This is a genomic window from Cupriavidus sp. FW305-F7, assembly GCF_058782875.1.
This window is the reverse complement of the sequence record NZ_JBYSYC010000006.1, coordinates 22,861-44,262: the sequence shown is the minus strand read 5'-3', so window position 1 is coordinate 44,262 and position 21,402 is coordinate 22,861. Positions and strand designations below refer to the sequence as shown.

18 protein-coding genes are annotated in these 21,402 nt (G+C 67.3%); 13 read left to right on the top strand and 5 right to left on the bottom strand.

The genetic code is table 11. The features are described 5' to 3' along the window. The first annotated feature begins 9 nt into the window (after window positions 1-9). From AC3WL8_RS07480 to AC3WL8_RS07450, 7 genes are read left to right on the top strand one after another with little or no spacing between them, the layout of a single operon-like run. Window positions 10-1,095 carry an ABC transporter substrate-binding protein gene (locus AC3WL8_RS07480; protein WP_492378084.1) on the top strand — a complete coding sequence of 362 codons (1,086 nt, stop codon included), beginning with the start codon at window positions 10-12 and terminating at the stop codon, window positions 1,093-1,095. Between the two features lie 38 nt (window positions 1,096-1,133). Continuing rightward, a complete protein-coding gene (locus AC3WL8_RS07475) occupies window positions 1,134-2,225 on the top strand; it encodes an ABC transporter ATP-binding protein (RefSeq protein ID WP_058696498.1) in 1,092 nt (363 codons plus the stop codon). Beyond that, complete coding sequence (locus AC3WL8_RS07470) at window positions 2,222-3,991, top strand: ABC transporter permease subunit (RefSeq protein WP_492378083.1); 1,770 nt, start codon at window positions 2,222-2,224, stop codon at window positions 3,989-3,991. The genes AC3WL8_RS07475 and AC3WL8_RS07470 overlap by 4 nt, the downstream gene beginning before the upstream one ends. An 11-nt stretch (window positions 3,992-4,002) precedes the next feature. Further along, window positions 4,003-4,917, top strand: a complete 915-nt coding sequence (gene dapA / locus AC3WL8_RS07465; RefSeq protein WP_492378082.1) for a 4-hydroxy-tetrahydrodipicolinate synthase — start codon at window positions 4,003-4,005, stop codon at window positions 4,915-4,917. A 13-nt stretch (window positions 4,918-4,930) separates the two neighbouring features. Continuing rightward, window positions 4,931-6,088, top strand: coding sequence for an alpha-hydroxy acid oxidase (locus AC3WL8_RS07460; RefSeq protein WP_013953430.1), 1,158 nt, complete (start codon window positions 4,931-4,933; stop codon window positions 6,086-6,088). Between the two features lie 37 nt (window positions 6,089-6,125). Further along, a complete protein-coding gene (locus AC3WL8_RS07455; protein WP_010810310.1) occupies window positions 6,126-6,950 on the top strand; it encodes an IclR family transcriptional regulator in 825 nt (274 codons plus the stop codon). Between the two features lie 3 nt (window positions 6,951-6,953). Beyond that, window positions 6,954-7,592 carry a uracil-DNA glycosylase family protein gene (locus AC3WL8_RS07450; RefSeq protein WP_013953431.1) on the top strand — a complete coding sequence of 213 codons (639 nt, stop codon included), beginning with the start codon at window positions 6,954-6,956 and terminating at the stop codon, window positions 7,590-7,592. A 41-nt stretch (window positions 7,593-7,633) separates the two neighbouring features. Here the strand turns inward: AC3WL8_RS07450 and AC3WL8_RS07445 are convergent, their stop codons facing one another. Genes AC3WL8_RS07445 through AC3WL8_RS07435 form a run of 3 tightly spaced genes read right to left on the bottom strand, consistent with a single transcriptional unit; the run spans window position 7,634 to window position 11,174 of the window. Further along, the gene (locus AC3WL8_RS07445) at window positions 7,634-8,626 is read right to left on the bottom strand and encodes a tripartite tricarboxylate transporter substrate-binding protein (RefSeq protein WP_492378081.1); all 993 of its coding nucleotides are present in this window, start codon (window positions 8,624-8,626) and stop codon (window positions 7,634-7,636) included. A 32-nt stretch (window positions 8,627-8,658) separates the two neighbouring features. After that, the gene (locus AC3WL8_RS07440) at window positions 8,659-10,158 is read right to left on the bottom strand and encodes a M81 family metallopeptidase (RefSeq protein ID WP_013953433.1); all 1,500 of its coding nucleotides are present in this window, start codon (window positions 10,156-10,158) and stop codon (window positions 8,659-8,661) included. Between the two features lie 26 nt (window positions 10,159-10,184). Continuing rightward, window positions 10,185-11,174 carry a Bug family tripartite tricarboxylate transporter substrate binding protein gene (locus AC3WL8_RS07435; protein WP_153953402.1) on the bottom strand — a complete coding sequence of 330 codons (990 nt, stop codon included), beginning with the start codon at window positions 11,172-11,174 and terminating at the stop codon, window positions 10,185-10,187. Between the two features lie 135 nt (window positions 11,175-11,309). Here AC3WL8_RS07435 and AC3WL8_RS07430 point away from each other — a divergent pair, with 135 nt between their 5' ends. Then, window positions 11,310-12,353 carry a LysR family transcriptional regulator gene (locus AC3WL8_RS07430; protein ID WP_492378080.1) on the top strand — a complete coding sequence of 348 codons (1,044 nt, stop codon included), beginning with the start codon at window positions 11,310-11,312 and terminating at the stop codon, window positions 12,351-12,353. Window positions 12,354-12,371: 18 nt separating this feature from the next. Here the strand turns inward: AC3WL8_RS07430 and AC3WL8_RS07425 are convergent, their stop codons facing one another. Then, complete coding sequence (locus AC3WL8_RS07425) at window positions 12,372-13,196, bottom strand: IclR family transcriptional regulator (RefSeq protein WP_013953436.1); 825 nt, start codon at window positions 13,194-13,196, stop codon at window positions 12,372-12,374. Between the two features lie 130 nt (window positions 13,197-13,326). Between AC3WL8_RS07425 and AC3WL8_RS07420 the strand changes: the two genes are divergently transcribed. The 3 genes from AC3WL8_RS07420 (at window position 13,327) to AC3WL8_RS07410 (ending at window position 17,234) form a co-directional block, all read left to right on the top strand. Next, entirely contained in the window at window positions 13,327-14,982 is a 1,656-nt protein-coding gene (locus AC3WL8_RS07420; RefSeq protein WP_492378079.1) for a GMC family oxidoreductase, read from the top strand. Window positions 14,983-15,111: 129 nt separating this feature from the next. Further along, window positions 15,112-16,440 carry an MFS transporter gene (locus AC3WL8_RS07415; protein WP_492378078.1) on the top strand — a complete coding sequence of 443 codons (1,329 nt, stop codon included), beginning with the start codon at window positions 15,112-15,114 and terminating at the stop codon, window positions 16,438-16,440. Between the two features lie 68 nt (window positions 16,441-16,508). Next, the gene (locus AC3WL8_RS07410; RefSeq protein ID WP_153953401.1) at window positions 16,509-17,234 is read left to right on the top strand and encodes a GntR family transcriptional regulator; all 726 of its coding nucleotides are present in this window, start codon (window positions 16,509-16,511) and stop codon (window positions 17,232-17,234) included. An 18-nt stretch (window positions 17,235-17,252) separates the two neighbouring features. On the opposite strand, the gene AC3WL8_RS07405 is transcribed toward AC3WL8_RS07410, so the two are convergent. Beyond that, window positions 17,253-17,921, bottom strand: coding sequence for an alpha/beta hydrolase (locus AC3WL8_RS07405; protein WP_492378077.1), 669 nt, complete (start codon window positions 17,919-17,921; stop codon window positions 17,253-17,255). Window positions 17,922-18,399: 478 nt separating this feature from the next. On the opposite strand from AC3WL8_RS07405, the gene AC3WL8_RS07400 reads away from it, so the two are divergent. Both AC3WL8_RS07400 and AC3WL8_RS07395 read left to right on the top strand, forming a co-directional pair. After that, on the top strand, window positions 18,400-20,865 hold the full coding sequence (locus AC3WL8_RS07400) for a DUF3772 domain-containing protein (RefSeq protein ID WP_211981863.1): 2,466 nt from the start codon (window positions 18,400-18,402) through the stop codon (window positions 20,863-20,865). Between the two features lie 121 nt (window positions 20,866-20,986). After that, on the top strand, window positions 20,987-21,352 hold the full coding sequence (locus AC3WL8_RS07395; RefSeq protein WP_013953442.1) for a hypothetical protein: 366 nt from the start codon (window positions 20,987-20,989) through the stop codon (window positions 21,350-21,352). The last annotated feature ends 50 nt before the right edge of the window (window positions 21,353-21,402 follow it).

Below are 21,402 nucleotides of genomic sequence, written 5' to 3'. Positions count from 1 at the left end.
GGAGCCCGCATGAACGATCACAGCCCCATCAACTCTTCTCGCCGGCGTGCCCTCAAGGTCGCCGCTGCCGGCCTCGGCACGCTTGCCGCGCCCGCCGTGCTCCAGTACGCGCGCGCGCAGTCCAAGCGCATCGTGGTGCGCGACGACGGCGGCATCTACACCAAGGCCTACAGCGCGGTGTACTACAAGCCGTTCACCGAGAAGACCGGCATCGAGGTGGTGGGCGTGCAGGCCAACGCCGAACCGGTGGCGCAGATCCGCAGCATGGTCGAGACCAAAAACTACACTTGGGACATGGCCAAGATCAGCCAGCCGGCCATCCTGCTGCTGACGCAGGGAGGCAAGGTCTACCTGGAGAAGCACGGCCTGGAGGGCGACGCCACCGTCAAGACCATTCCGGCGCATTTCATGTCGCCCTATGGCGTGGGCACCAACGTCTACAGCACGGTCCTGGCCTATCGCACCGACGCCTTCAAGGGCCGCAAGGCACCGTCGTCGTGGGCCGACTTCTGGAACGTCAAGGATTTCCCCGGCCGCCGCGCCCTGCGCAAGCACCCGTTCGACACGCTGGAAGAGTCCCTGATGGCCGCCGGCACGGCGACCTCCGCGCTCTATCCGCTCAATGTCGACCGGGCCATCGCCAACCTGGAGAAGATCAAGGCGAACGTGGACGTGTGGTGGAACTCCGGCGCCCAGGTTGAGCAGATGCTCAAGTCCGGCGAGGTCGACATGGTGGCCACCTGGGTGTCGCGCGCACAGAGCGCGGCCGCCTCCGGTGCGGAGGTTGGCATCGTCTGGAACCAGAACCTGTGGGGCGTGGACAACTGGTCCATCCTGGCCGGCACGCCGAATGCGCAAGCCTGCCGCGAGTTCATCAAGTTCGCCTCCGACCCGAAGCGCATGGCCTCGCTGGTGGATTACTTCCCGGCGGGCGTGACCCAGCCGGATGCCTTCAAGTACATCAAGCCCGAGGTCGCGAAGAACTGTCCGACCCACCCCGACAACATCAAGTCGGGCGTGCAGATCAACGCCAAGTACTGGCTCGACAACCAGGCCGCGGTGATGGAGAAGTTCAACGGCTGGATCCTCAAGTGATCTGAACCTCTTCACCAGACACCACAAGCAACGACACGATGCCGAACTTCAAACTCAAGATTTCCGGGCTGACCAAGCGCTATGGCGACTTCGTCGCGCTGGCCCCGACCGACCTTGAAGTGGCCGAGGGGGAATTCCTTACCCTCCTGGGCCCTTCGGGCTCGGGCAAAACCACGCTGCTCAGCCTGATCGCCGGGCTGGCCGTGCCGGACGGCGGCCAGCTGCTGATCAATGGCAAGGACGTGACCTATGGCGCCCCCTACGAGCGCGATATCGGCATGGTGTTCCAGAACTACGCGCTGTTCCCGCACATGACGATCGCGGAGAACATCGCCTTCCCGCTGAAGATGCGCCGGGTCGACGCGGCCACGGCCAGGCGCCAGGCACTGGAAGCCCTGGAAATGGTCCGCCTGCCCCACGTCGCGGCGCGCTTCCCGAAGGAACTCTCGGGCGGCCAGCAGCAGCGCATCGCGCTGGCCCGTTGCCTGGTCTACAAGCCGTCGATCATCCTGATGGATGAACCGCTGGGCGCCTTGGACAAGAAGCTGCGCGACCACATGCAGCTGGAAATCAAGCGCATCCACCGCGAACTGGGCACGACCATCGTCTATGTCACGCACGACCAGGAAGAGGCGATGACGATGTCTGACCGCATCTGCCTGATGAACGGCGGCAAGATCGAGCAGCTTGGCACACCGTCGGACCTGTACTTCCGCCCGCGCACGCTGTTCGTGGCCGACTTCCTGGGCGAATCGAACCTGTTCGAGGGCACGGTCACGGAAGTGCGCGGCGACCACGTGGAGGTGGCGCTGGCACAGGGCGGCGCCGTCGCCCACGCGGTCACCAATGCGCCGGTGGCTGCCGGGGGCAAGGTGCGGGTCATGGTGCGGCCGCAGAACATCGCCATGGCCAACGGCGTCACCGCCGCCAATGCGGTCAGCGGCAAAGTGCTGGACAGCATGATCACCGGCAGCCTGACCAAGCTGTACGTGGAATCCGACGCCGCCGGCCAGGCCCCGGTGGTGCTGTCTTACCCCACCTCGATGGGCGCTTCCCGGCATGCGGTCGGGCAGCAAGTCACGCTCACCTGGCAGCGCAGCGACGCTGTCGCCGTCCCGGATTCCCTATGACCGCCGTCGCCCTGCAACGCCGACCCCTACCCTGGCTGCGGCCCGCCTTGCTGGCCGCGCCGCTGGTGCTCCTGTTCGTGGTGCTGCTGGTCTACCCGGTCGGCCAGCTCCTGCTGCTGAGCGTCTACAGCGACGGTGCCTTCACGCTGGCCAAGTACCGCCAGCTGTTTGCGTCGTCGGTCTACGTCGACGTGATGCTGATCACGCTGAAGATCTCGCTCTGGACCACGCTGCTCTCCGTGGTCGCCGGTTACCCGGTGGCCTACCTGGTCTCCTCGCTGTCAAAGGACAGGAAGGCAAAGTGGCTGTTCTGGGTGCTGCTGTCGTTCTGGACTAGCTTCCTGGTACGCGCCTTTGCCTGGATCGTGATGCTGGGCCGCAACGGCGTGGTCAACCAGTTGCTGAGCGCCGCGGGCCTTCAGGACGCGCCTTCCAACCTGCTGTACAGCCTCGGGGCCGTGCTGGTGGCGATGGTGCATGCGCTGATGCCGCTGGCGGTGCTGACCATGCTGTCGGTGATGGAGAACATCGACCGCAACCTCCCGCGCGCGGCACTGACGCTTGGGGCACGGCCTGGCACGGCGTTCTGGCGCGTCTACTTCCCGCTCTCGATGCCGGGCGTGGCGGCTGGCGCCATCATGGTGTTCGTCACCGCCGTCGGCTTCTTTATCGTGCCCGCGCTGCTGGGCGGACGCAAAGAAATCATGGTCGCCCAGCTGATCATCGACCAGGTGCAGCAGACCATGAACTGGGGCTTCGCCGGCTCGATCTCGGTGTTGCTGCTGCTGGTGGTGCTGGCGGTGTTCGCCCTGTATGACAAGGTGCTCGGCCTCTCGTCGATGGCTGGCGCAGCGGAGCAACGCACCCGCTCCGCCGCCGCGCACGATGGCGTGCTGCATCGGCTAGGCGACAGCGTGCTGGGCGCGCTGGGAACGGTCAGCGACAGGCTGCTGGCATTGGTGCCGCGCGGCCGGCGCGAGCCGCAGCCGGGCGACTCGCTGCCGCTGCGCACGGCCGTGCTGCTGGTGCTGCTGTTCCTGAGCGTGCCTGCGCTGCTGATGATCCCGCTGTCGTTCGCCGACAAGTCGGGCCTGAACTGGCCGCCGCGCGGCTTCACGCTGCAGCACTACCAGGACATGCTCGCGTCGCCGCTGTGGATGCAGGCCGGGCTGCGGTCGTTGCTGGTCGGCCTTGGCGCCGCGGTGCTGGCGCTGCTGGTCGGCACGCCGGTGGCGTTCCTGCTGGCGCGCTCGCAGATGCGGGGCAAGTCGCTGCTGCTGGCGTTCGTGCTGTCGCCGATCATCATCCCGCGCATGATCATCGCGGTGGGGATGTTCTACTTCTTCGCCAAGGTCGGGCTGGTCGGCACCTCGCTGGGCCTGATGATCGGCCACACCGTCATTGCCGTACCCTACGTCGTCATGACGATGATGGCGGTGCTGCGCAACTACGACACGCGGCTCGACCTGGCGGCGCAAAGCCTGGGCGCCCGGCCCTGGCAGACGCTGCGCTACGTGACGCTGCCGATCCTCGCCGCCGGGCTGTTCTCGTCCTTCCTGTTCGCCTTCGCCACCTCGTTCGATGAGCTGACGATCGCCCTGTTTGCCTCTGGCGGACTGAGCGCCACCCTGCCCAAGCAGTTCTGGGACGAGGTGACACTGCAGCTTTCACCGGTGATTGCCGCGGTGTCTACCTGCCTGTTCGTCTTCATTACCCTCCTGATCACCTGCGCCGAGCGCTTGCGCCGCAAGAGCGCCGGGCGCTGAGAACCTTATCCATGAACAACAAGCTTACCGCCGCCGACCTGCGCGGCATCTTCCCCGCCATCCCGACGCCCGTGACGGCCGACGACAGGATCGACCAGGACGCCACGCGCAAGCTGATGGCCTACCTGCTCGCCAACGGCGTTTCCGGCGTGGTGCCGCTGGGCGGCACCGGAGAATACGGTGCTCTGGCGCGCGAGGAGCGCGTACGCATGGCGGCCCTTTGCGTCGAAGCCGCGGCGGGCCAGGTTCCCGTCATTCCCGGCGTGCTCGACCCGGGGTTCCACGATGCGCTGGATGCGGGCAAGGCCTTTGCCGGCGTCGGCGCCTCTGCCCTGATGGTGCTGACGCCGTATTACACCTCGCCGACCCAGCAAGGCATCCGCGACTATTTCCTGCGCTATGCCGACGCCTCGCCGGTGCCGGTCATGATCTACGAGATCCCCTACCGCACGCGGATCGCGATCGCGCCCGAGGTGCTGCACGAGCTGTCGCGCCACGAAAACATCATCGGCATGAAAGCCTGCAACACCGACATGTACCACTTCCTCAAGGTGGTGGCGGGTGTCGACGACAGCTTCAGCGTGTTCAGCGGCGAGGACAGCCTGTTTCCGCTGCACATGGCGGCGGGTGCCAGGGGTGGCGTGGTCGTGACCGCCTCCGTGCTGCCGCGCACCTGGCGTGCCATCTATGAGCTCGGCGTGGCCGGCAACACCGCGCAAGCGGTACGCCTGCACCGCGAGCTGATTCCGTTGCTGGACTTGGCCTTCTCCGAAACCAATCCGGGGCCGCTGAAATCCGTGCTCGACCTGGTGGGCGTGACCGCGCCGAAGGTGCTGGCACCGCTGGTAGCGCCGGCACCCGGGCTGCAGGCACAGCTGCGTGCCGAACTGACGCAGCGGCTGCAAGCCGAGGCTGCCCTCGCCTGAGGCGCCGACGATCATGCTGCCGGCCATCAAGGACTATCGGGACCTGGCGCGGCGCAGGCTGTCGCGCTTCGCCTTCGACTATCTGGAGGGAGGCGCTGAGGACGGGCGCACGCTGGCACGCAACCTGGCCGCATACCAGGCACTGCTGTTCCGGCCGCGCGTGCTGCGCGATGTCACGGAGATCGATCCCGGCATGGAGATCTTCGGCCGCAAGTACAGCCTGCCATTGCTGGTGGGCCCCACGGGGCTGAACGGACTGTACTGGCCGAAGGCCGAAGAGGCGCTGGCACGGGCCGCGCACGCTGAGGGCCTGCCCTTCGTGATGTCGACGGCATCGACCTCGCCGATGGAAGACGTGCGCGCCGCCACCGACGGCGACCTGTGGCTGCAGCTCTACGTGCAGCGCGACCGCTCCATCGCCGAGAACATGATGGCGCGCGCACGCGCCGCCGGCTTCAGCACCCTGATGCTGACCGTCGACACCATGGTCCACGGCAAGCGCGACCATGACATCCGCAACGGCTTTCGCATGCCGGTGCCGTGGACGCCGCGGCTGCTGGCTGACCTGGCGGCCCATCCGCGCTGGTGCCTGCGCATGCTGCGCCAGGGCGGCTCGCCGCAGCTCGTCAACCTGGCCCGCAGCAGCGGGATGGCCAACGACCTGAAGACGCAGGCGGCGGGGTTGAGCCGGCAGATGGACATGTCGCTGTGCTGGGACGACATCGCCTGGCTGCGCCAGCACTGGCACGGGCCCGTCATCATCAAGGGTATCCTTACGCCGGCTGACGCGGAAATCGCCGCCCGCCAGGGCCTGGATGGCATCGTGGTCAGCAACCACGGCGGCCGCCAGCTGGAAGGCGCGCCCAGCGCAGTCGAGATGCTGCCCGCCATCGTCGCGGCGGCGGGCAGGATGCATGTATTCGTCGATGGCGGCGTGCGCCGCGGCGCCGACATCGCCAAGGCGCTGGCAATGGGCGCCCGCGGCGTGCTGGTGGGGCGCGCACCGCTGTACGGGCTGGCGGCGCGCGGTCCCCGCGGCGTAGCGGAAGTCCTGGCCATCCTGCGTGGAGAATTCGAGACCACGCTGCGGCTGCTCGGCATTCCGCAGGCAGCGAGGCTGGACACTGCCGCGCTCTCGGACGACCATGCCGCGCGGCTGGCCGCACTGTAAGCCGTGAAAACGATGACAAGGACGAACAGGAGGTTGTGTGGATTCAGGTAATGAAGGCAACGGGCTGCGCACAAGGCGCGAGCGTTCGTCCCTGTTCGTCGGTTCGGTGGAAAAGGCCTTCCAGGTGCTGGAAGCCTTCCACGGCCCGGACCGCCGCCTGATGTCGATGGCGGAGATCGCCCGGGCGGCCGATCTCGACCGCAGCGCAACGCAGCGGCTGGTGCACACCCTGGAACAGCTGGGCTACATCCGGCGCCTGCCCGATTCGGCGATGTATGGGCTTGCGCCGAAGGCACTGGGCCTGTCGTACAACTACCTGCGCTCCAACGACCTGGTCGAGCGCGCATCGCCCTACCTGCTCGATATCAGCCGCACGCTGGGGGAAACCGCCAACCTGCAGGAACTCGACGGGCACGAGATCGTGTTCCTGGCCCGCTTCCCGGGGCAGCACCTGATCAACGTCGATTTCGGGGTCGGGTACCGGCTCCCGGCCGTGTACACCGCGTCCGGGATTGCGATCCTGTCGAAGCTGCCCGAGGCACAGCGCCTGGAGGTGGTGCGGGCGACCGCACTGAACCCCATCACGCCGTTCACGGAAACCGACCCCGACAAGCTGATGACGGCGATCCGCGAGGCCGGTGAACGCGGCTATGCCGTGGCCATGAACCAGACCGTGGTCGGCGACATCTCCGTCGCAGCAGCAATCACCGACCACCGCGGCCTGCCGGTTGGGGCCATCAACATCTCAGTCCCGTCCACGCGCTGGACGCTGGAAACCGCCCAGGCCAAGCTGGCCCCGCATGTGCAAGTGGCGGCCATGTCGATCTCGCAGGCGAAGCGGATGAGTTTTCAGACAGCATGAGCGATGCCTGAAGCCAAGCCGGCGCCTGAGGGAAGCCAACGTTCCTCGCTCGATGCCCTGCTGACCGAAGTACGGGCTTGCCGCGCCTGTGTGCCACACCTGCCGCTCGGCCCGCGCCCGATCGTGCGCGTCGGGGCCGACGCGCACATCCTGATCGTCGGCCAGGCGCCGGGGATCCGCGTGCACGAAACCGGCATTCCCTGGAACGATGCAAGCGGCGACCGGCTGCGGCAGTGGCTCGGGGTCGATGCCGCCACCTTCCTCGACGAATCGCAGTTCGCGATCATCCCCATGGGGTTCTGCTATCCCGGACGCGGCAAGAGCGGCGATAACCCGCCGCGCCGCGAGTGCGCGCCACTGTGGCTCGACCGGCTGCTGGCGGAACTGCCGTCGATCGAGCTGACCTTGCTGGTCGGCCAGTACGCACAGCGCCATTTCCTCGGGGCGCGCCGCAAGCCGACGCTGACCGAGACCGTCAGGGCATGGAAGGACTACGCGCCCGACTTGGTGCCGTTGCCGCATCCGTCACCGCGCAACCAGCCGTGGTTCAAGCAGCATCCCTGGTTTGAGGGCGAGGTGCTGCCGATGTTGCGCGAGCGGGTTGGCCGGCTTTTGCGGCACGGCCCTGTGCAGCCGGGGTAGGTAACAAGCGATACTCCCCCACCCCGCCTGGCCGGCTGGACTCATTCGCTGGCCGTAAAGCCCGAGGCCGCGACCACCGGGCCCCACTGCGTGCGCTGCGCCTGGATGAGCTTGCGCAGGGCATCCCCCGGCTTGCCGTTCATTTCCATGCCCAGCGCAGACATCTTGTCGCGCACCACGGGATCCTTGATGGCGTCGAGCAGCGCCTTCTCGATCCTCGCCACCGTCGCCGGCGGCGTCCCCGCCGGCACAAAGGCCGAGTACCAGCCGGACGCCGCCTCGAAACCCGGCGCGCCCGCCTCCGCCAGCGTTGGCACATCAGGCAGCAGCCCCGACCGGCGGGTCCCGGTGACGCCGAGGAAACGGATCTTGCGCGCGCGATACAACTCCATCTGGCCCCCCACCGCATCGATACCCAGCGGCAGCGTGCCGCCGATCTCATCGGTCAGCATCATGACGGCGCCGCGGTAGGCAGTGGGCAGCAAGGGCACGCCAATCGACTTGCTGAGCGACAGCACGCCGAAATGAATGCTGCCGCCGAGCGTGACCAACCCGACGCCGCCCTTGTCCTGGTTGCGCTTCACCCATGCCAGGTATTCCGGCATGGTCCGATAGGGCTGGTTGATGCTGGCGGACGCCACCAGCGGCACGTCGGCCAGGTAGGCGACCGGAACCAGGTCCTTGTCGGGGTCATAGGCCAGGCGCTTGTAGGTCAGCGGAAAGATGGTGAACGGCGGCGCGGGTGAGATCAGCACCGTCTTGCCGTCCGGCGGCGCGCGCTTGACGTTCTCCAGCGCCAGCCGCGCCGATGCGCCGGGGCGGTTCTCGACCAGGACAGCCGTGTCGAGCGAAACACGCAGCTTTTCAGCAAGCGTGCGCGCGAAGATGTCCAGCGCGCCACCAGCCGCGAAGCCGACGACAATGCGCACGGGCGCGTCGCCGCTGGCGGGGGCAGCCATGGCAGGAACGGCACTGGCACCCAGGGCCAATGCCAGCGCGGCGGCCAGCCGTCGCAAGGGGGTCGAATATGTCATGCGGTCACTCCGGTTGACGGCGGCGGATGCGCTCAGGCGGCCTCGAGCACGGTATGCGCTTCCAGCGGATAGATCGGGCGGCGCAGGTTGCGGAACGGAAACTGGCTGTAGTCAGAGCTGCAGACTCCGGGGCCGGCCACCAGCACGATCTCGCTGGCGATCGGCTCGAAACCGGCGCGGAAGTGCTGGCGCGACTTGACCAGGATGTACTTGCGGCGCGACAGGTCGATGCCCGCGTGGGTGAATACGCCGGTATCGAACGGCTCCTGCGGCTTCTCGCAGATCACGACCAGCGTGCCGGCGACATCCAGCACCACGGTACGGCCCAGGCTCAGCTTCATGCCCGTGAACATCGGGCCGGTGACCTGGTAGTTGCCGTCGGTAATGCACTGCACCCTGCCGCTCAGCCGCAGCGGGCGGCCCTTCAGGTCCAGCGCCGGCATGTCGGTCTTGCCGCCCACATCCAGCGTGACAGACTGCCCGACGCCGGCGGCAATCAGTTCCGCCACGGCGCTCGGGTCCCAGAACGGCCCGGCGACCACGCCTTCGAGCCCCTGGCGCAGGACTTCGCCCAGCACCGTCATTTCATCCGTCGGCCCGCCCGCGCCGCAGTTATCGCCATGGTCGACCAGCACGACCGGGCCCTGCGTGAGCGTCTTGGCGCGCGCGATGGATTCCGCCATCGGCTCGATCGGGAAAACGAAATCAGCCCGGCGTTCCCACGCCATGCCGCAGAGATCGTCGAGCAGGCGCCGCCCTGCTTCGATCCTGGCGCCATCAGCCACGATCACCACGGCCAGGCCTGTGTGCGGGATGTCGGCAAGCGGGAAGCCACCGAACACCGAGGCGTTGAGCACCTCGCCATCGCGCTCGGCCGCCATCGCACGCTCCATGATGTCCTTCATGGGTTGCGCGCGCGGGGTCTGGCGCAGCATGTGGGTAAGCATCGGCAGCGTGCGCCACAGCAGGACCGGGCGGGCCTCGCCTCGCAGCGCCGCCATCAGGGTACGGGCGGCGCGTGCGCCGGTCTCGTACACGTCCACGTGGGGATAGGTGCAGTAGCCGGCGATCACGGTCGCATTGTCAACCAGCGCAGCGCTGAAGTTGGCGTGGAAATCCAGCGATACCGCAATCGGCACCTCGGGTGCGGCGGCACGGATGCGTGCCAGCAGTTCGCCTTCGGCATCCGGATAGCCCTCGGCCACCATGGCGCCATGCAGGTCCAGCATCACGGCATCGCAGCCTGCACGTACTGCCTCGACAATGCTGGCCGCCATCGACTCGAATGCTTGCGCCGTCACCATGCCACTGGGCACCGCGTTCGCCATCAAGGGCATCACGAACTCGTCGCCCTGGCGGCGTACCAGATCAATGAACGCGGCCGCGGCGCTGTTGGTGCCCTGGCAGGCACGCACCGCGTCGTCGCCGTAAAGCGGGCCAGCGGTGCTGCCGCGGTTGAACGCGCTCAATGGCGTGGCAATCGGCGAAAAGGTATTGGTTTCATGCCGCATCAGGGCAATGACAAATCGCATGGACTGGCTCCGACAGCGTGAAGGGTTCAGTTAGATTCGAGATCGACCGCGCGCGCAATGGCACCGTAGCGGATCGTTTCCGCTTGCAGGAAGCGGCGGGCCTGCTCGGGGGTGGAAAGGACCGGCTCATAGGCAAGCGTCTGCAGGCGCGCGGCAAAGTCCGCTTCCTGCACGCTGGCCTTCACTTCCCTGTAGAGCCTGTCGATGACCGGAGCCGGCGTGCCCGCCTTGACCACCAGCGCCAGGTTGCCGCGTACCTGCAGCGCATCCGTGCCGCCCGCCTTCTGCGTTTCGAGGGCGGGAAACTGCGTGATGGGCTCCGCCTGCAGCGTGGCCAGGGGCTTGGCCTTGCCATCCTGGACGTAGTTGACCGAAGAGCCGATCACATCGACATGCGCGTAGGTCTGGCCGCCGATCAGGTCCGCCATGGCCGGCGGCGAGCCGCGATACGGAACGATGGTGAAATCCAGGCCATTGCGGCGCTTCCAGTCGGCCAGGCCAAGGTGCGCGGCCCCCGCGACGACATTGATGCTGATCGACACCTTGCCGGGATTGCGCTGGATATGCGTCTTCAGCTCACCCAGCGTCATCTCCTTGCGGTCGGCGCGCGTGATGATCCAGTGCGGCACGGTGCTGACGATGGTCACCGGCGTCAGGTCGGTATCGGGGCGATAGCGCAGGCCCTTGATCGTGAACGGATTGATATTGAGCGTGCCGTCGCTGGCCAGCAGCAGCGTATTGCCGTCGGCCTTCTCCTTGAGCACCGACGACACGCCCGGCACGGTCGCGCCGCCGGCGATGTTCTCCACCACCACCGGCTGCCCCAGCCGCTGTTCCAGCTTGCGCGCGAGCGTGCGGCCAATGATGTCGTAGGAACCGCCGGCCGGGAACGGCACGACCAGGCGCAGCGGCCGGTCGGGCCACGCGGGTGCGGCACTTGCGCAGGTGGCCGCGAGCAAGGCTGCGCCGGCAAGCATGCCGCGCATGATCGAGCGCAAATGGCTCACTGCTTCCATGGGTCTCCTCCTGAGGTCTGATTGCCTCGTGATGGCTTGGAATGAATCAGGTGATGCGCCGACTATATGGGATCCGTTCCGATACCAAAAGCGAATAAAAATCGCTGTTTGTTGAGCAAATGGTTAACTTGTAGAATGAGCCACCCAGCCCCGCCGATCATCGCCTGCCCCATGCCTGCCGAAACCTTCGCCCATACCCTGCTTGGCCGCCTCAAGCTGCGCCACCTGCGCATCATGCTGGCGCTGAGCGAGATGCCAACCGCCGCCGCCGTCGCCGCGCGCTTTCACGTCAGCCCCGCCGCGGTGTCCAAGACACTGGCCGAGATCGAAGACATCGTGGGCATGCCGCTGTTCGAGCGCAACCGCCGCGGCCTGCACCTGACCGAGCCCGGACGGGAGATGGCGGCCCATGCGGCGGTCTTGCTGGCGCAGCTCGAACGGCTCGCCGAATCGCTTCAGGCGGTGCGTGCCGGCAGCCAGGGTGCGTTGCGCATCGCGTTCCGGACGATGTCGGTGCAGCCCTTCCTGGCGCGGGCAATGAGCGACTTCTACCGTGACAATCCGCGCGTGGAGATCAGCGTGATCGAAGGCGGCATCGGCGAACTGGCGGATCAACTGGTGGATGGCTCGCTGGACCTGCTATTCGCCTATGACGATCCGCGCCTGTCGTTACCCGCGCTGCGCACGGCGCCGGTGGTCCCCGCGCAGAAGGTGGTGATCGTCGCCAGCCTGTACCATCCGCTGCTCACGCGCCGCAAGCTGGCGGCGCGGGACCTGTCCGGGCAGCAATGGTGCATTCCGGTGGCAGGCTCGCGCATGCTTCACCTGCTGCACACGGCGTTTCATACCCTTGGGGCGCCGGCGCCCTCGCTTGGCATCCGCACCAGCGATGTGGCCGCCACGGCCAGTCTGTTGCAGGCGGGTCATTTCCTCGCGGTGTTCCCCGAGCGCATTGCCGCGCAGCTCACCCTGGCCAAGGTGGCAAGAGTGCTTCGCTTCGAACTTGGCAGCCGCGTGGAGCCGGTAGTGGCGGTCTGGAACGACGAACTCACGCCACGCACGCCGGCGCGCCTGTTTCGCGAGCTCGTCATGCGCCGGGCCGGCGAGACCCTCATGGCCGAGCCAGTGCCGTTGCTGGCCGCGCGCGCGGTGGCGGCGGCTGGCATTCGCAAGCGCTGAGCGGGAAGCCGGCCCGGCTCAGTGCGCGCACAGTACCGCCGCCATCTCCCTCGCCGCCCCCTGCAACGTCGGCACCGCCTGCAGCAGCGCCTCAAGCGAAGCCCGTGCCGTCGGCGCATGACAGGCAATCGCAGCCACCACCCGGCCTGAACCCTCCCCATCCGGCTCCCGCACCGGCACGGCCACCGCGCACATGCCGCGCACGAATTCCTCATGGTCCACACCGATGCCGCGCGCGCCCAGCCGGTCCAGTTCGGCATTGAGGACAGGCACATCGGACAGCGTGCGCGGCGTGTGCGGGGCCAGGTCCAGGCGCCTGAGCATCTGCTGGCGTTCCAGCCGGTTCATCGCCGACAGGAACAGCTTGCCGCTGGCGGTACAGTGCAGCGGCACGTGGATGCCGGGCGACAGCTGCAGGCGCAGTGGCTCGTGCGTCTCGACGCGCTCTACGTAGAGGACCCGGTCGCCGTCTAGCGCGGTGAGGTTGCAGGTCTCGCCCAGGCTCGCCACCAGCCTGGCCAGGATGGCGCGGCACTCGCGCAGCATCGGCGGGCTCCTGAGGGTCTGCAGTGACAGGGCCGCGGCGCCCGGGCCGGGCACGTACCCGCGCTCGGCGGGCATGCGGACCACGAAGCCGGTGCGCTCCATGGCGGCCAGCAGGCGCATCAGTGTCGCCTTGGGCACATGCAGCCGCTGCGAAAGCTGGGAAAGCGTCTGCGGATGCTGCGCCCTGGCCAGGCTGGACAGCACCATCAGCACGCGCAGGCTGCGTGCATCGTCCTCCACCGCGCCGTCTTCTGCTGCAGTGCGATTCTGAAACGGGAATTGCACGTTCTGTTTCACAACCGACGTCTCCTCGCGATTGAGCTTTCCATTCCGGCCTGGAAAAATAAAATCCGGAACAGAACGTTTCAGATTATAGATCGAAGCCGGGTGGCTACGTGCCTGCCGGTCAGAAAAGGAGACAGCGACGATGTCGCAAACCGTTGACTACATCGTGGTAGGCGCCGGCTCGGCCGGGTGTGTGCTGGCCAACCGGCTCAGCGAAGACGGCCGGTATTCCGTCTGCCTGCTGGAGGCCGGCCCGCCCGACCGCTACCCGTGGATCCATATCCCGATCGGCTATGGCAAGACCATGTTCCACAAGCAAGTGAACTGGGGCTTCTATACGGATCCCGATCCCAACATGCTCAATCGCCGCATCTACTGGCCGCGCGGCCGCACGCTGGGCGGCAGCAGCGCCATCAACGGCCTGATCTACGTACGCGGCCAGCGCGAGGACTATGACCACTGGGAGACGCTGGGCAATCCGGGCTGGGGCTGGGACAACTGCCTGCCCTACTTCCGCAAGCTCGAGAACAACGACCTTGGCGCCGGCCCCACGCGCGGCACCGACGGCCCGCTGAACGCGACCTCGATCGACCGGCAGCATCCGCTGGTCGATGCCTTCATCGGCGCCGGCCAGGCCCTTGGCCTGCCGCGCCAGACCGACTTCAACGGTGGCGACCAGGAGGGCGTGGGCTATTACCAGCTCACCACCCGCAACGGCTGGCGTTGCTCCACCGCGGTGGCCTACCTGCGTCCAGTGCGCGGGCGCACGAACCTGCGCGTCGAGACCGATGCCCACACCACCGGGATCCTGTTCGAAGGCAAGCGTGCAGTGGGCGTGCGCTACACTCGGCATGGCCAGCCCTACATCCTGCGGGCGCGGCGCGAGGTAATCCTGTGCGCCGGCGCGCTGCAATCGCCGCAGTTGCTGCAGCTGTCGGGCATCGGCCCGGCGCCGTTGATGCAGGACCTGGGCGTACCGGTGGTGCATGCCCTGCCGGGCGTGGGCGAGAACCTGCAGGACCATCTGCAGGTGCGGCTGATCTACGAGGTGGCAAAGCCGATCACCACCAACGACCAGCTGCGCTCGCTGACGGGCAAGGCGCGCATGGGCCTGGAATGGCTGCTGATGCGCAAGGGGCCGCTGGCGATCGGCATCAACCAGGGCGCGATGTTCTGCCGCGCATTGCCGCAGGAAAGCGCCACGCCGGACACGCAGTTCCATTTCTCGACCCTGTCCGCCGACATGGCGGGCGGCATGGTGCATCCCTTCTCCGGCTGCACCTATTCGGTATGCCAGCTGCGGCCCGAGTCGCGCGGCACGGTGCGGATCCGCTCGACCGACCCTTATGAGCCGCCGTCGATGCAGCCCAACTACCTGTCGGCCGAGCTGGACCGGCGCTGTACCGTGGCAGCGGTGCGCTACGCCCGGCGCGTGGCGCAGACCGAACCGATGCGCGGCCTAATGAAACGCGAGTTCCGGCCGGGCGACGAGGTGCGCAGCGACGAAGAGATACTGCATTTCTGCCGCGAGTACGGCGCCACCATCTTTCATCCGTCCGGCACCGCGAAAATGGGTCCCGCCGCCGATCCGCTGGCCGTGGTCGATGCACGCCTGCGCGTGCATGGCGTGGGCGGGCTGCGCGTGGTGGACTGCTCGGTGATGCCCACGCTGGTCTCGGGCAACACCAACGTACCAGTGGTGATGATGGCCGAGCGCGCGGCCGACTTCATCCGCGAAGACGCTAGGCGGGAAATGCATCCCGTCGACGTTGCGACCCCGATGGCAGCAGCCGCCTGAGCGGGTTGCGCCAATCCTGATTGCGAACAACCAAGGCCAGGCATCCATAACAAGGCCAAACCCTGCAGTGCATCCGGCGTCCATAACCATCCTTCCAGAGGACGCCGCCCATCACCAGAGGAGACAAGCATGACAAGCCCCAACGAACAGGCGATCCGCAAGGTCGCGCTGGCGTCCGTGCTCGGCGCCACCATCGAGTGGTATGACTTCTTCCTGTACGGCGTGGTCGCCGGCCTGGTCTTCAACAAGCTGTACTTCCCCGGCAATGACCCGCTGGTGGCCACCATGCTGGCCTACACAACCTTTGCGGTGGGCTTTGTCACGCGGCCGCTGGGCGGCGTGATCTTCGGGCACTTTGGCGACAAGGTCGGCCGCAAGAGCATGCTGGTGATCACGCTGATGATCATGGGCGTGTCCACCTTCCTGATCGGACTGGTGCCGACCTACGACAGCATCGGCATCCTGGCGCCGATCCTGTTGCTGCTGCTGCGCGTGCTGCAGGGCATCGGCCTGGGCGGCGAATGGGGCGGCGCGGTGCTGATGGCCTATGAGTACGCGCCGCCGGGCAAACGGGGCTTCTATGCGTCGCTGCCGCAGATCGGGCTGGCGATCGGACTGTGCCTGGCATCCGGCGTGGTGGCGCTGCTGTCGCTGACCCTGACCGATGCGCAGTTCCTGGCCTGGGGCTGGCGCGTGGCCTTCCTGATCTCAGCGGGGATGGTGTTCGTGGGCATGTATATCCGCCTCAACGTCAAGGAGACGCCTGAATTCGCCGTGATCAAGCAGCGCAATGCCGAGACCCAGATTCCCTTTGTCGACATGATGCGGCGCTACCCCGGCAATATCCTCAAGGGCATGGGCGCGCGCTATATCGACGGGGTCTTCTTCAACATCTTCGGCGTGTTCTCGATCACCTACCTGACTCAGACCATCCATATCAGCCGGACTGAAGCGCTGGTCGGTGTGATGGCGGCGGCCATTGCGATGTGCTTCTTCATTCCGTTCTTCGGCCACCTGTCCGACCGCATCGGCCGCACCCGCGTGTATTTCTGGGGCTCGCTGATCACGGCCTTGTCCGCGTTCCCGGCGTTCTGGCTGATGCTGAACAGCGGCGGCAACACCATGCTGCTGTGGCTGTCCATCGTGGTGCCGTTCGGCATCCTCTACGCCGCGGTCTATGGCCCGGAAGCGGCGCTGTTCTGCGAGCTGTTCGATGCCAGGGTGCGATACACCGGCATTTCGTTCGTCTACCAGTTCTCGGGGATCTTCGCGTCCGGCATCACGCCCATCATCGCCACGGCACTGCTCAGGTCGGGCGGCGGCAAGCCCTGGCAGATCTGCGCCTACGTGGCCTTTGCGGGGGTGGTGTCGGCGTTGTCGGTGGCGCTGATCGGGCGGGGCGAAGGCTCCCAGGCGCCGCGCGAAAACGGCATCCCGCTGCGCGGTCCGGCACGCTAGGCGAGGAGCGCGCCACCGGCCGCCGGCAATGTCTTAGAATGGCGCAACGCCAATGACAGGGACATTGCATGCAAACTCCGGACGGCACCGGTGCGGCCGCCGCCCCGCTCCTGCCCAGGGTCGTGCGCCAGCGGCTGCACGACACCGTGGTCGACCACCTGCGCAACTTTATCGTCGAGGGGGTGCTGCCGCCGGGCATGAAGCTCAATGAGCGCGAGCTGTGTGAAACGCTGGGCATCTCGCGCACGCCGCTGCGCGAGGCGCTGAAGGTGCTGGCCGCCGAGGGGCTGATCGAGATCTCGCCCAACCGCGGCGCGAGCGTGTCACGGATGAGCGAGGCCGAGGCCTGGGAAGCCTTCGAGCTGATGAGCGGCCTGGAGGCCTTTGCCGGGGAGCTGGCGTGCGAGCGCATCACGCCGCCGGAGCTGGCCGAGATCAAGGCGCTGCACTACGCCATGCTTGCCTGCCGCGCGCAGAACGACCTGCCCGGCTATTACGCCCGCAACCAGGAAATCCATGACCGCATTGCCGAGGCCGCGCGCAACCAGACGCTACAGCAGACCTACCTGACGCTCAACCGGCGGCTCAAGGCGATGCGTTTCCGCTCCAACCACCAGCCCGGCAAATGGGACCGCGCCGTGCACGACCACGAGGAGATGATCCGCGCGCTGGAAGCCCGCGACGGCAAGCGGCTGTCGGCCATCCTGCGCCAGCACTTGCTGGAGAAGCGCGCCGCGCTGATGCAGATCCATCCCGACCCGATCGCCGGCGCGCCGGCGGTGCCGAACGCCTGAGGCCTCGACCCTGAGCTGTCAGGCGGCCGCCCCCGCATCGGGGCGATCCAGGTACCCGCCGACGATACGGACCAGCAGCGGCAGCTTGCCGGTAAAGAAGTGGTCCGCCCCCGGCACCACCACCACGGGCAGCCCCTGCGGGCGCGCCCAGTCGAACAGCGCGCCGAGTTCCGCGCGCTCGTCACGCTCGCCATGGACCACCAGGCAATCGGCGGGCACGGCCGGCGTGTCATAGCTGCGATGCGCCTTGACGGTGCCGTAAGGCGTGCCGGCAAGCACCAGGTGCCGGATCGGCACGGACTGCGCCGCCAGCGTGGCGGCGACATGGGCCATCACGAACGCACCAAAGGAAAAGCCTGCCAGTGCCAGCGGCAGGCCGGGATGGGCCTCGCGCAGATGGGCGATGACGGCGAGCATGTCCTGCGCCTCGCCGCTGCCCTGGTCATGCTCGCCCGCGGACCCCTCGACCCCGCGGAAATTCGGCCGCACCGTCAGGAAGCCGCGTGCCACCAGCGCCTTGGCCAGCTGGTGCGGCACCTTGTGCGTGGCCGAGCCGCCCAGCAGCGGATGCGGATGCGCCACCACGGCGATGCCTCGCGGCGCGCCGGCGGGACGGTCGACCAACATTTCAATCTGCCCGGCCTCGCCGCCGAGCTGCGTCTTTTCCGTGCCTGACGGAACAGTCATGCCTTCTCCTGGTGATGACAATGGGCCGCCTGCGGCCCGAAAACCGTGATGGTAATGCCATTCCCGCAGGCCGCGCCGGCTGGCGCCCGGCCCTGCACCGCGCGCCGCGCGCGCGTATCCGTATCAAAATGTCAGCCAGTGCACCATCCGGCACCCCTCGGAGCTGGGTGGCGCATCCGCTTTCGTATAATTCTGCGAACCGCGGCAAGGCCGTTTACCGTTTTCCCCTGGGCCCCGCCGCCATCGGTCAGCACGTCCCGTGTCACGCGCACCGGCCTGCCAGGCAGCCCGCCGCGCTTCGTGCCCTGACCAGACTTCGCCGAAGGGAGCGCCAGCGAGCGGTCATCCCTTCCCGTGTTCATTGCCGGTGTTCCGGCCGTTCCCGCATCCCATCGCCGCCGCATCCGACGCATGCCAGCGCGATGCCTTGCCGATGCCGGAGCCGCCGCAAGCCGTCACCATCCGACGAGATTCCGCCATGAGCAAAGTTTCACGGCTCGCACTGGGCCTTGCGTTCGCTGCGCTATGCCACCTGATGCCGGCCACGCTGCCCGCCGCCCTGGCCGCCCCGGCATCCGAAGCGGCTTCAGAGGCCGGCGCCCAGCAGGCGCCCGCCATCACCCACGGCGAGGCCACCGCCGAACTCAAGCGCTTGCAGACCGAGCAGGACCGCATCAAGCAGCAGGCCTCCGACCCGGATGGCAACACCAGGCTGCATGAACTCGAAGAAGCGCTGCAAAAGCTCAGTGCCGACGTCGCCAAGCTGTCTTCGGCCCTGACGCCGCAGCGTGCGCAGCTGCAGGCGCAGCTGGACGTGCTGGGTCCGCCACCGGCGGACGGCACCACCAAGGAAGCGCCTGCGGTCGTCAGGCAGCGCGCCGAACTGAATGCGCGCCGTGCCCAGCTTGACGCACAACTCAAGCAGGCGGGCGAGAGCAAGGCGAACATCGCAAACCTGAGCGACCAGCTGGCGCGGCTGCAGCGCAGCCAGATCAAGGACCAGCTCGCGCTGCGCTCCGAGAGCATCCTGAATCCGCAGTTCTGGAAGCCGCTGGCCAGCCCGACGCAGGAAGACCAGGCGCGCCTGGCCACCTTTACCGACCAGGTGGTGCCAATGGCGCAACTGGCCTGGCAGCCGTCACAGCGCGCCGCCACCATCGCCTTGCTGCTGCTGGCCCTGGCCGTATGGACCCTGGGCCGGCGCCTGGCCGAACGGGCACTGGCGTGGTTCTGCCTGAACAAGCTGCCGGCGACGCGTTTGCGCCGCAGCGCCCTGGCGCTGGCCACCACCCTGGCCACCTTGTGCACCACCGGGCTGGCGGTGCAACTCGTCTACAACGCCTTTACGCGCAGCTATGAACTGCCGCCGGACCTGACAGAGCTGTACGGCCAGCTGCTCAAGCTGACGCTGACCAGCGCGCTGATCGCGGGCCTGGGGCGCGCGCTGCTGTGCACGCGCCATCCCTCCTGGCGCCTGCCGGCGCTGGCCGATCCGGTCGCGCTGGCGATGAAGCCGTTCCCCGCCGTGCTGGCCGGCCTGCTGCTGCTGGCCGGCACGCTCGAGCAACTGAACCGCATTGCCGATACCAGCGTCCAGGTCACGCTGCTGTGGCGCGGGCTGGTGTCGCTGGTGGTGGTGCTGACCATCGGCGCCGCGCTGCTGCGCGCCAACCGCGTGCGCAACGTGCTGGCCGCCGCGGGCGAGCGGCCCGAGGCGCGCGCCACCCTGGCGGGCATGATCCACGCCGGCGTGTCGGTCATCGTGCTGGTGTCGGTGGTGGCGCTGCTGGCCGGCTATATCAGCTTTGCGCGCTTCCTGACCTACGAGCTGGTCTGGTTCGACATCGTGCTGTGCAGCCTGTACTTGCTGACCCAGGTTACGCGCGACGTCTGCGAAAGCCTGCTCTCGACCAACTACGCCAGCGGGCGCGTCATCAAGCAGCTGTTCGGCGTGGACGATTCGCACCTGGAGCAGGCGTCCACCATCCTGTCAGGCATCGGCGCCAGCGTGCTGCTGCTGGTGGCGGTGCTGGCGCTGCTGACAGGCGGCTTCGGCACCACACCCGCGGACCTGCTCAACAGCCTGGTAATGGTGCTGGGCGGCGAGAAGCTGCACAGCCTCAACATCATGCCCGACCGCATCCTGAATGCGCTGATCGCTCTCGGAGTCGGCATCTGGCTGCTGCGCTCGGTGCGGCGCTGGCTCGATGGGGAACTGCTGCCCAAGGTCTGCAAGGAGCCGGGCCTGCGCGCCTCGCTGATCACGCTGTACAGCAATGTCGGCTATGTGTTGCTGGTGCTGCTGGTGCTGTCGCTGCTGGGCGTGCGCTGGGACAACCTGGCGTGGATCGTCAGCGCGCTGTCGGTGGGCATCGGCTTCGGCCTGCAGGAGATCGTGAAGAACTTCGTCTCCGGCCTGATCCTGCTGACCGAGCGGCCGGTCAAGGTGGGCGACATGGTCAGCATTGCCGGCGTGGAGGGCGATATCCGCCGCATCAACGTGCGCGCCACCGAGATCCAGCTGGGCGACCGCTCCACCGTGATCGTGCCCAACTCGCAGCTGATCTCGCAAAACCTGCGCAACGTGACCATGAGCAACAGCACCCAGGGGGTGGCGTCGCTGCAACTCACCTTCCCCCTGAATACCGACCCCGAACAGCTGCGCGACCTGCTGCTGGATGTCTACCGCGAGAACGAGACCATCCTCGACGTGCCGGCTCCCTCAGTCATGTTCAGCCAGCTGGCGCCCAACGGCATCACGCTGTCGGTGACGGGCTATGTCGGCAGCCCCCGCATCGCCGCCAACACGCGCAGCGACCTGTTGTTCGAGATCCTCAAGCGCCTGCGCGCCGCCGACATCTCGCTGTCGGTGCCGCAATCGCTGCGGCTGGAAAACATGCCGCCATTCGGGCAGGAGCCAGAGCGCGCGCTGGCCGCCGGCTGACCAGCACCGGCATTAAAGCAGCCGTTACAACCCTAACAAGTCGCCGGCCGCGCCGAAACACATTGAGGGGCACTTTGCGTCCATCATGAATGCACACAAGCTGCATCAGAAGGAGTCCGATATGCGCCCCTCCACCCGAATCGTTTCAGCGGTTGCCCTGAGCGTGGCGCTGGTGGCAGCCGGCCCGGCGTCGGCGCGCGACCGCTACCACCACGGCGGCGGCTCGAATGCCGGAGCGATGCTGGCTGTCGGCGCCCTGGTCGGCCTGGCCTTTGGCGCGGCCCTGGCTTCGGCGCCAGTCATGGCGGCACCGCCCCCTGTCACCTACGCCCCGGCGCCGGTGACCTACGCGCCGGCTCCCGTCTCATACGCACCGCCGGCAGCGCCGCCAGGCTATTGCTACCGCGACTACGACCGTGCCTACGTGCCTTGCGGTCCGCAGCCGCCGGGGTATTACGAACAGCAGCAGCCGTATTACGGTTATTGAATAAGGCGGCTGTGCAAAAAAGAAACGCCCCATGCCAAGCATGGGGCGTT

What these genes read in the sequence shown, in the direction of transcription:
- AC3WL8_RS07480 (WP_492378084.1), top strand. Translation starts at nt 10, where the DNA reads ATGAACGATCACAGCCCCATCAACTCTTCTCGCCGGCGTGCCCTCAAG.
- AC3WL8_RS07475 (WP_058696498.1), top strand. Translation starts at nt 1,134, where the DNA reads ATGCCGAACTTCAAACTCAAGATTTCCGGGCTGACCAAGCGCTATGGC.
- AC3WL8_RS07470 (WP_492378083.1), top strand. Translation starts at nt 2,222, where the DNA reads ATGACCGCCGTCGCCCTGCAACGCCGACCCCTACCCTGGCTGCGGCCC.
- dapA (WP_492378082.1), top strand. Translation starts at nt 4,003, where the DNA reads ATGAACAACAAGCTTACCGCCGCCGACCTGCGCGGCATCTTCCCCGCC.
- AC3WL8_RS07460 (WP_013953430.1), top strand. Translation starts at nt 4,931, where the DNA reads ATGCTGCCGGCCATCAAGGACTATCGGGACCTGGCGCGGCGCAGGCTG.
- AC3WL8_RS07450 (WP_013953431.1), top strand. Translation starts at nt 6,954, where the DNA reads ATGCCTGAAGCCAAGCCGGCGCCTGAGGGAAGCCAACGTTCCTCGCTC.
- AC3WL8_RS07445 (WP_492378081.1), bottom strand. Translation starts at nt 8,626, where the DNA reads ATGACATATTCGACCCCCTTGCGACGGCTGGCCGCCGCGCTGGCATTG.
- AC3WL8_RS07440 (WP_013953433.1), bottom strand. Translation starts at nt 10,158, where the DNA reads ATGCGATTTGTCATTGCCCTGATGCGGCATGAAACCAATACCTTTTCG.
- AC3WL8_RS07435 (WP_153953402.1), bottom strand. Translation starts at nt 11,174, where the DNA reads ATGGAAGCAGTGAGCCATTTGCGCTCGATCATGCGCGGCATGCTTGCC.
- AC3WL8_RS07430 (WP_492378080.1), top strand. Translation starts at nt 11,310, where the DNA reads ATGAGCCACCCAGCCCCGCCGATCATCGCCTGCCCCATGCCTGCCGAA.
- AC3WL8_RS07420 (WP_492378079.1), top strand. Translation starts at nt 13,327, where the DNA reads ATGTCGCAAACCGTTGACTACATCGTGGTAGGCGCCGGCTCGGCCGGG.
- AC3WL8_RS07415 (WP_492378078.1), top strand. Translation starts at nt 15,112, where the DNA reads ATGACAAGCCCCAACGAACAGGCGATCCGCAAGGTCGCGCTGGCGTCC.
- AC3WL8_RS07410 (WP_153953401.1), top strand. Translation starts at nt 16,509, where the DNA reads ATGCAAACTCCGGACGGCACCGGTGCGGCCGCCGCCCCGCTCCTGCCC.
- AC3WL8_RS07405 (WP_492378077.1), bottom strand. Translation starts at nt 17,921, where the DNA reads ATGACTGTTCCGTCAGGCACGGAAAAGACGCAGCTCGGCGGCGAGGCC.
- AC3WL8_RS07400 (WP_211981863.1), top strand. Translation starts at nt 18,400, where the DNA reads ATGAGCAAAGTTTCACGGCTCGCACTGGGCCTTGCGTTCGCTGCGCTA.
- AC3WL8_RS07395 (WP_013953442.1), top strand. Translation starts at nt 20,987, where the DNA reads ATGCGCCCCTCCACCCGAATCGTTTCAGCGGTTGCCCTGAGCGTGGCG.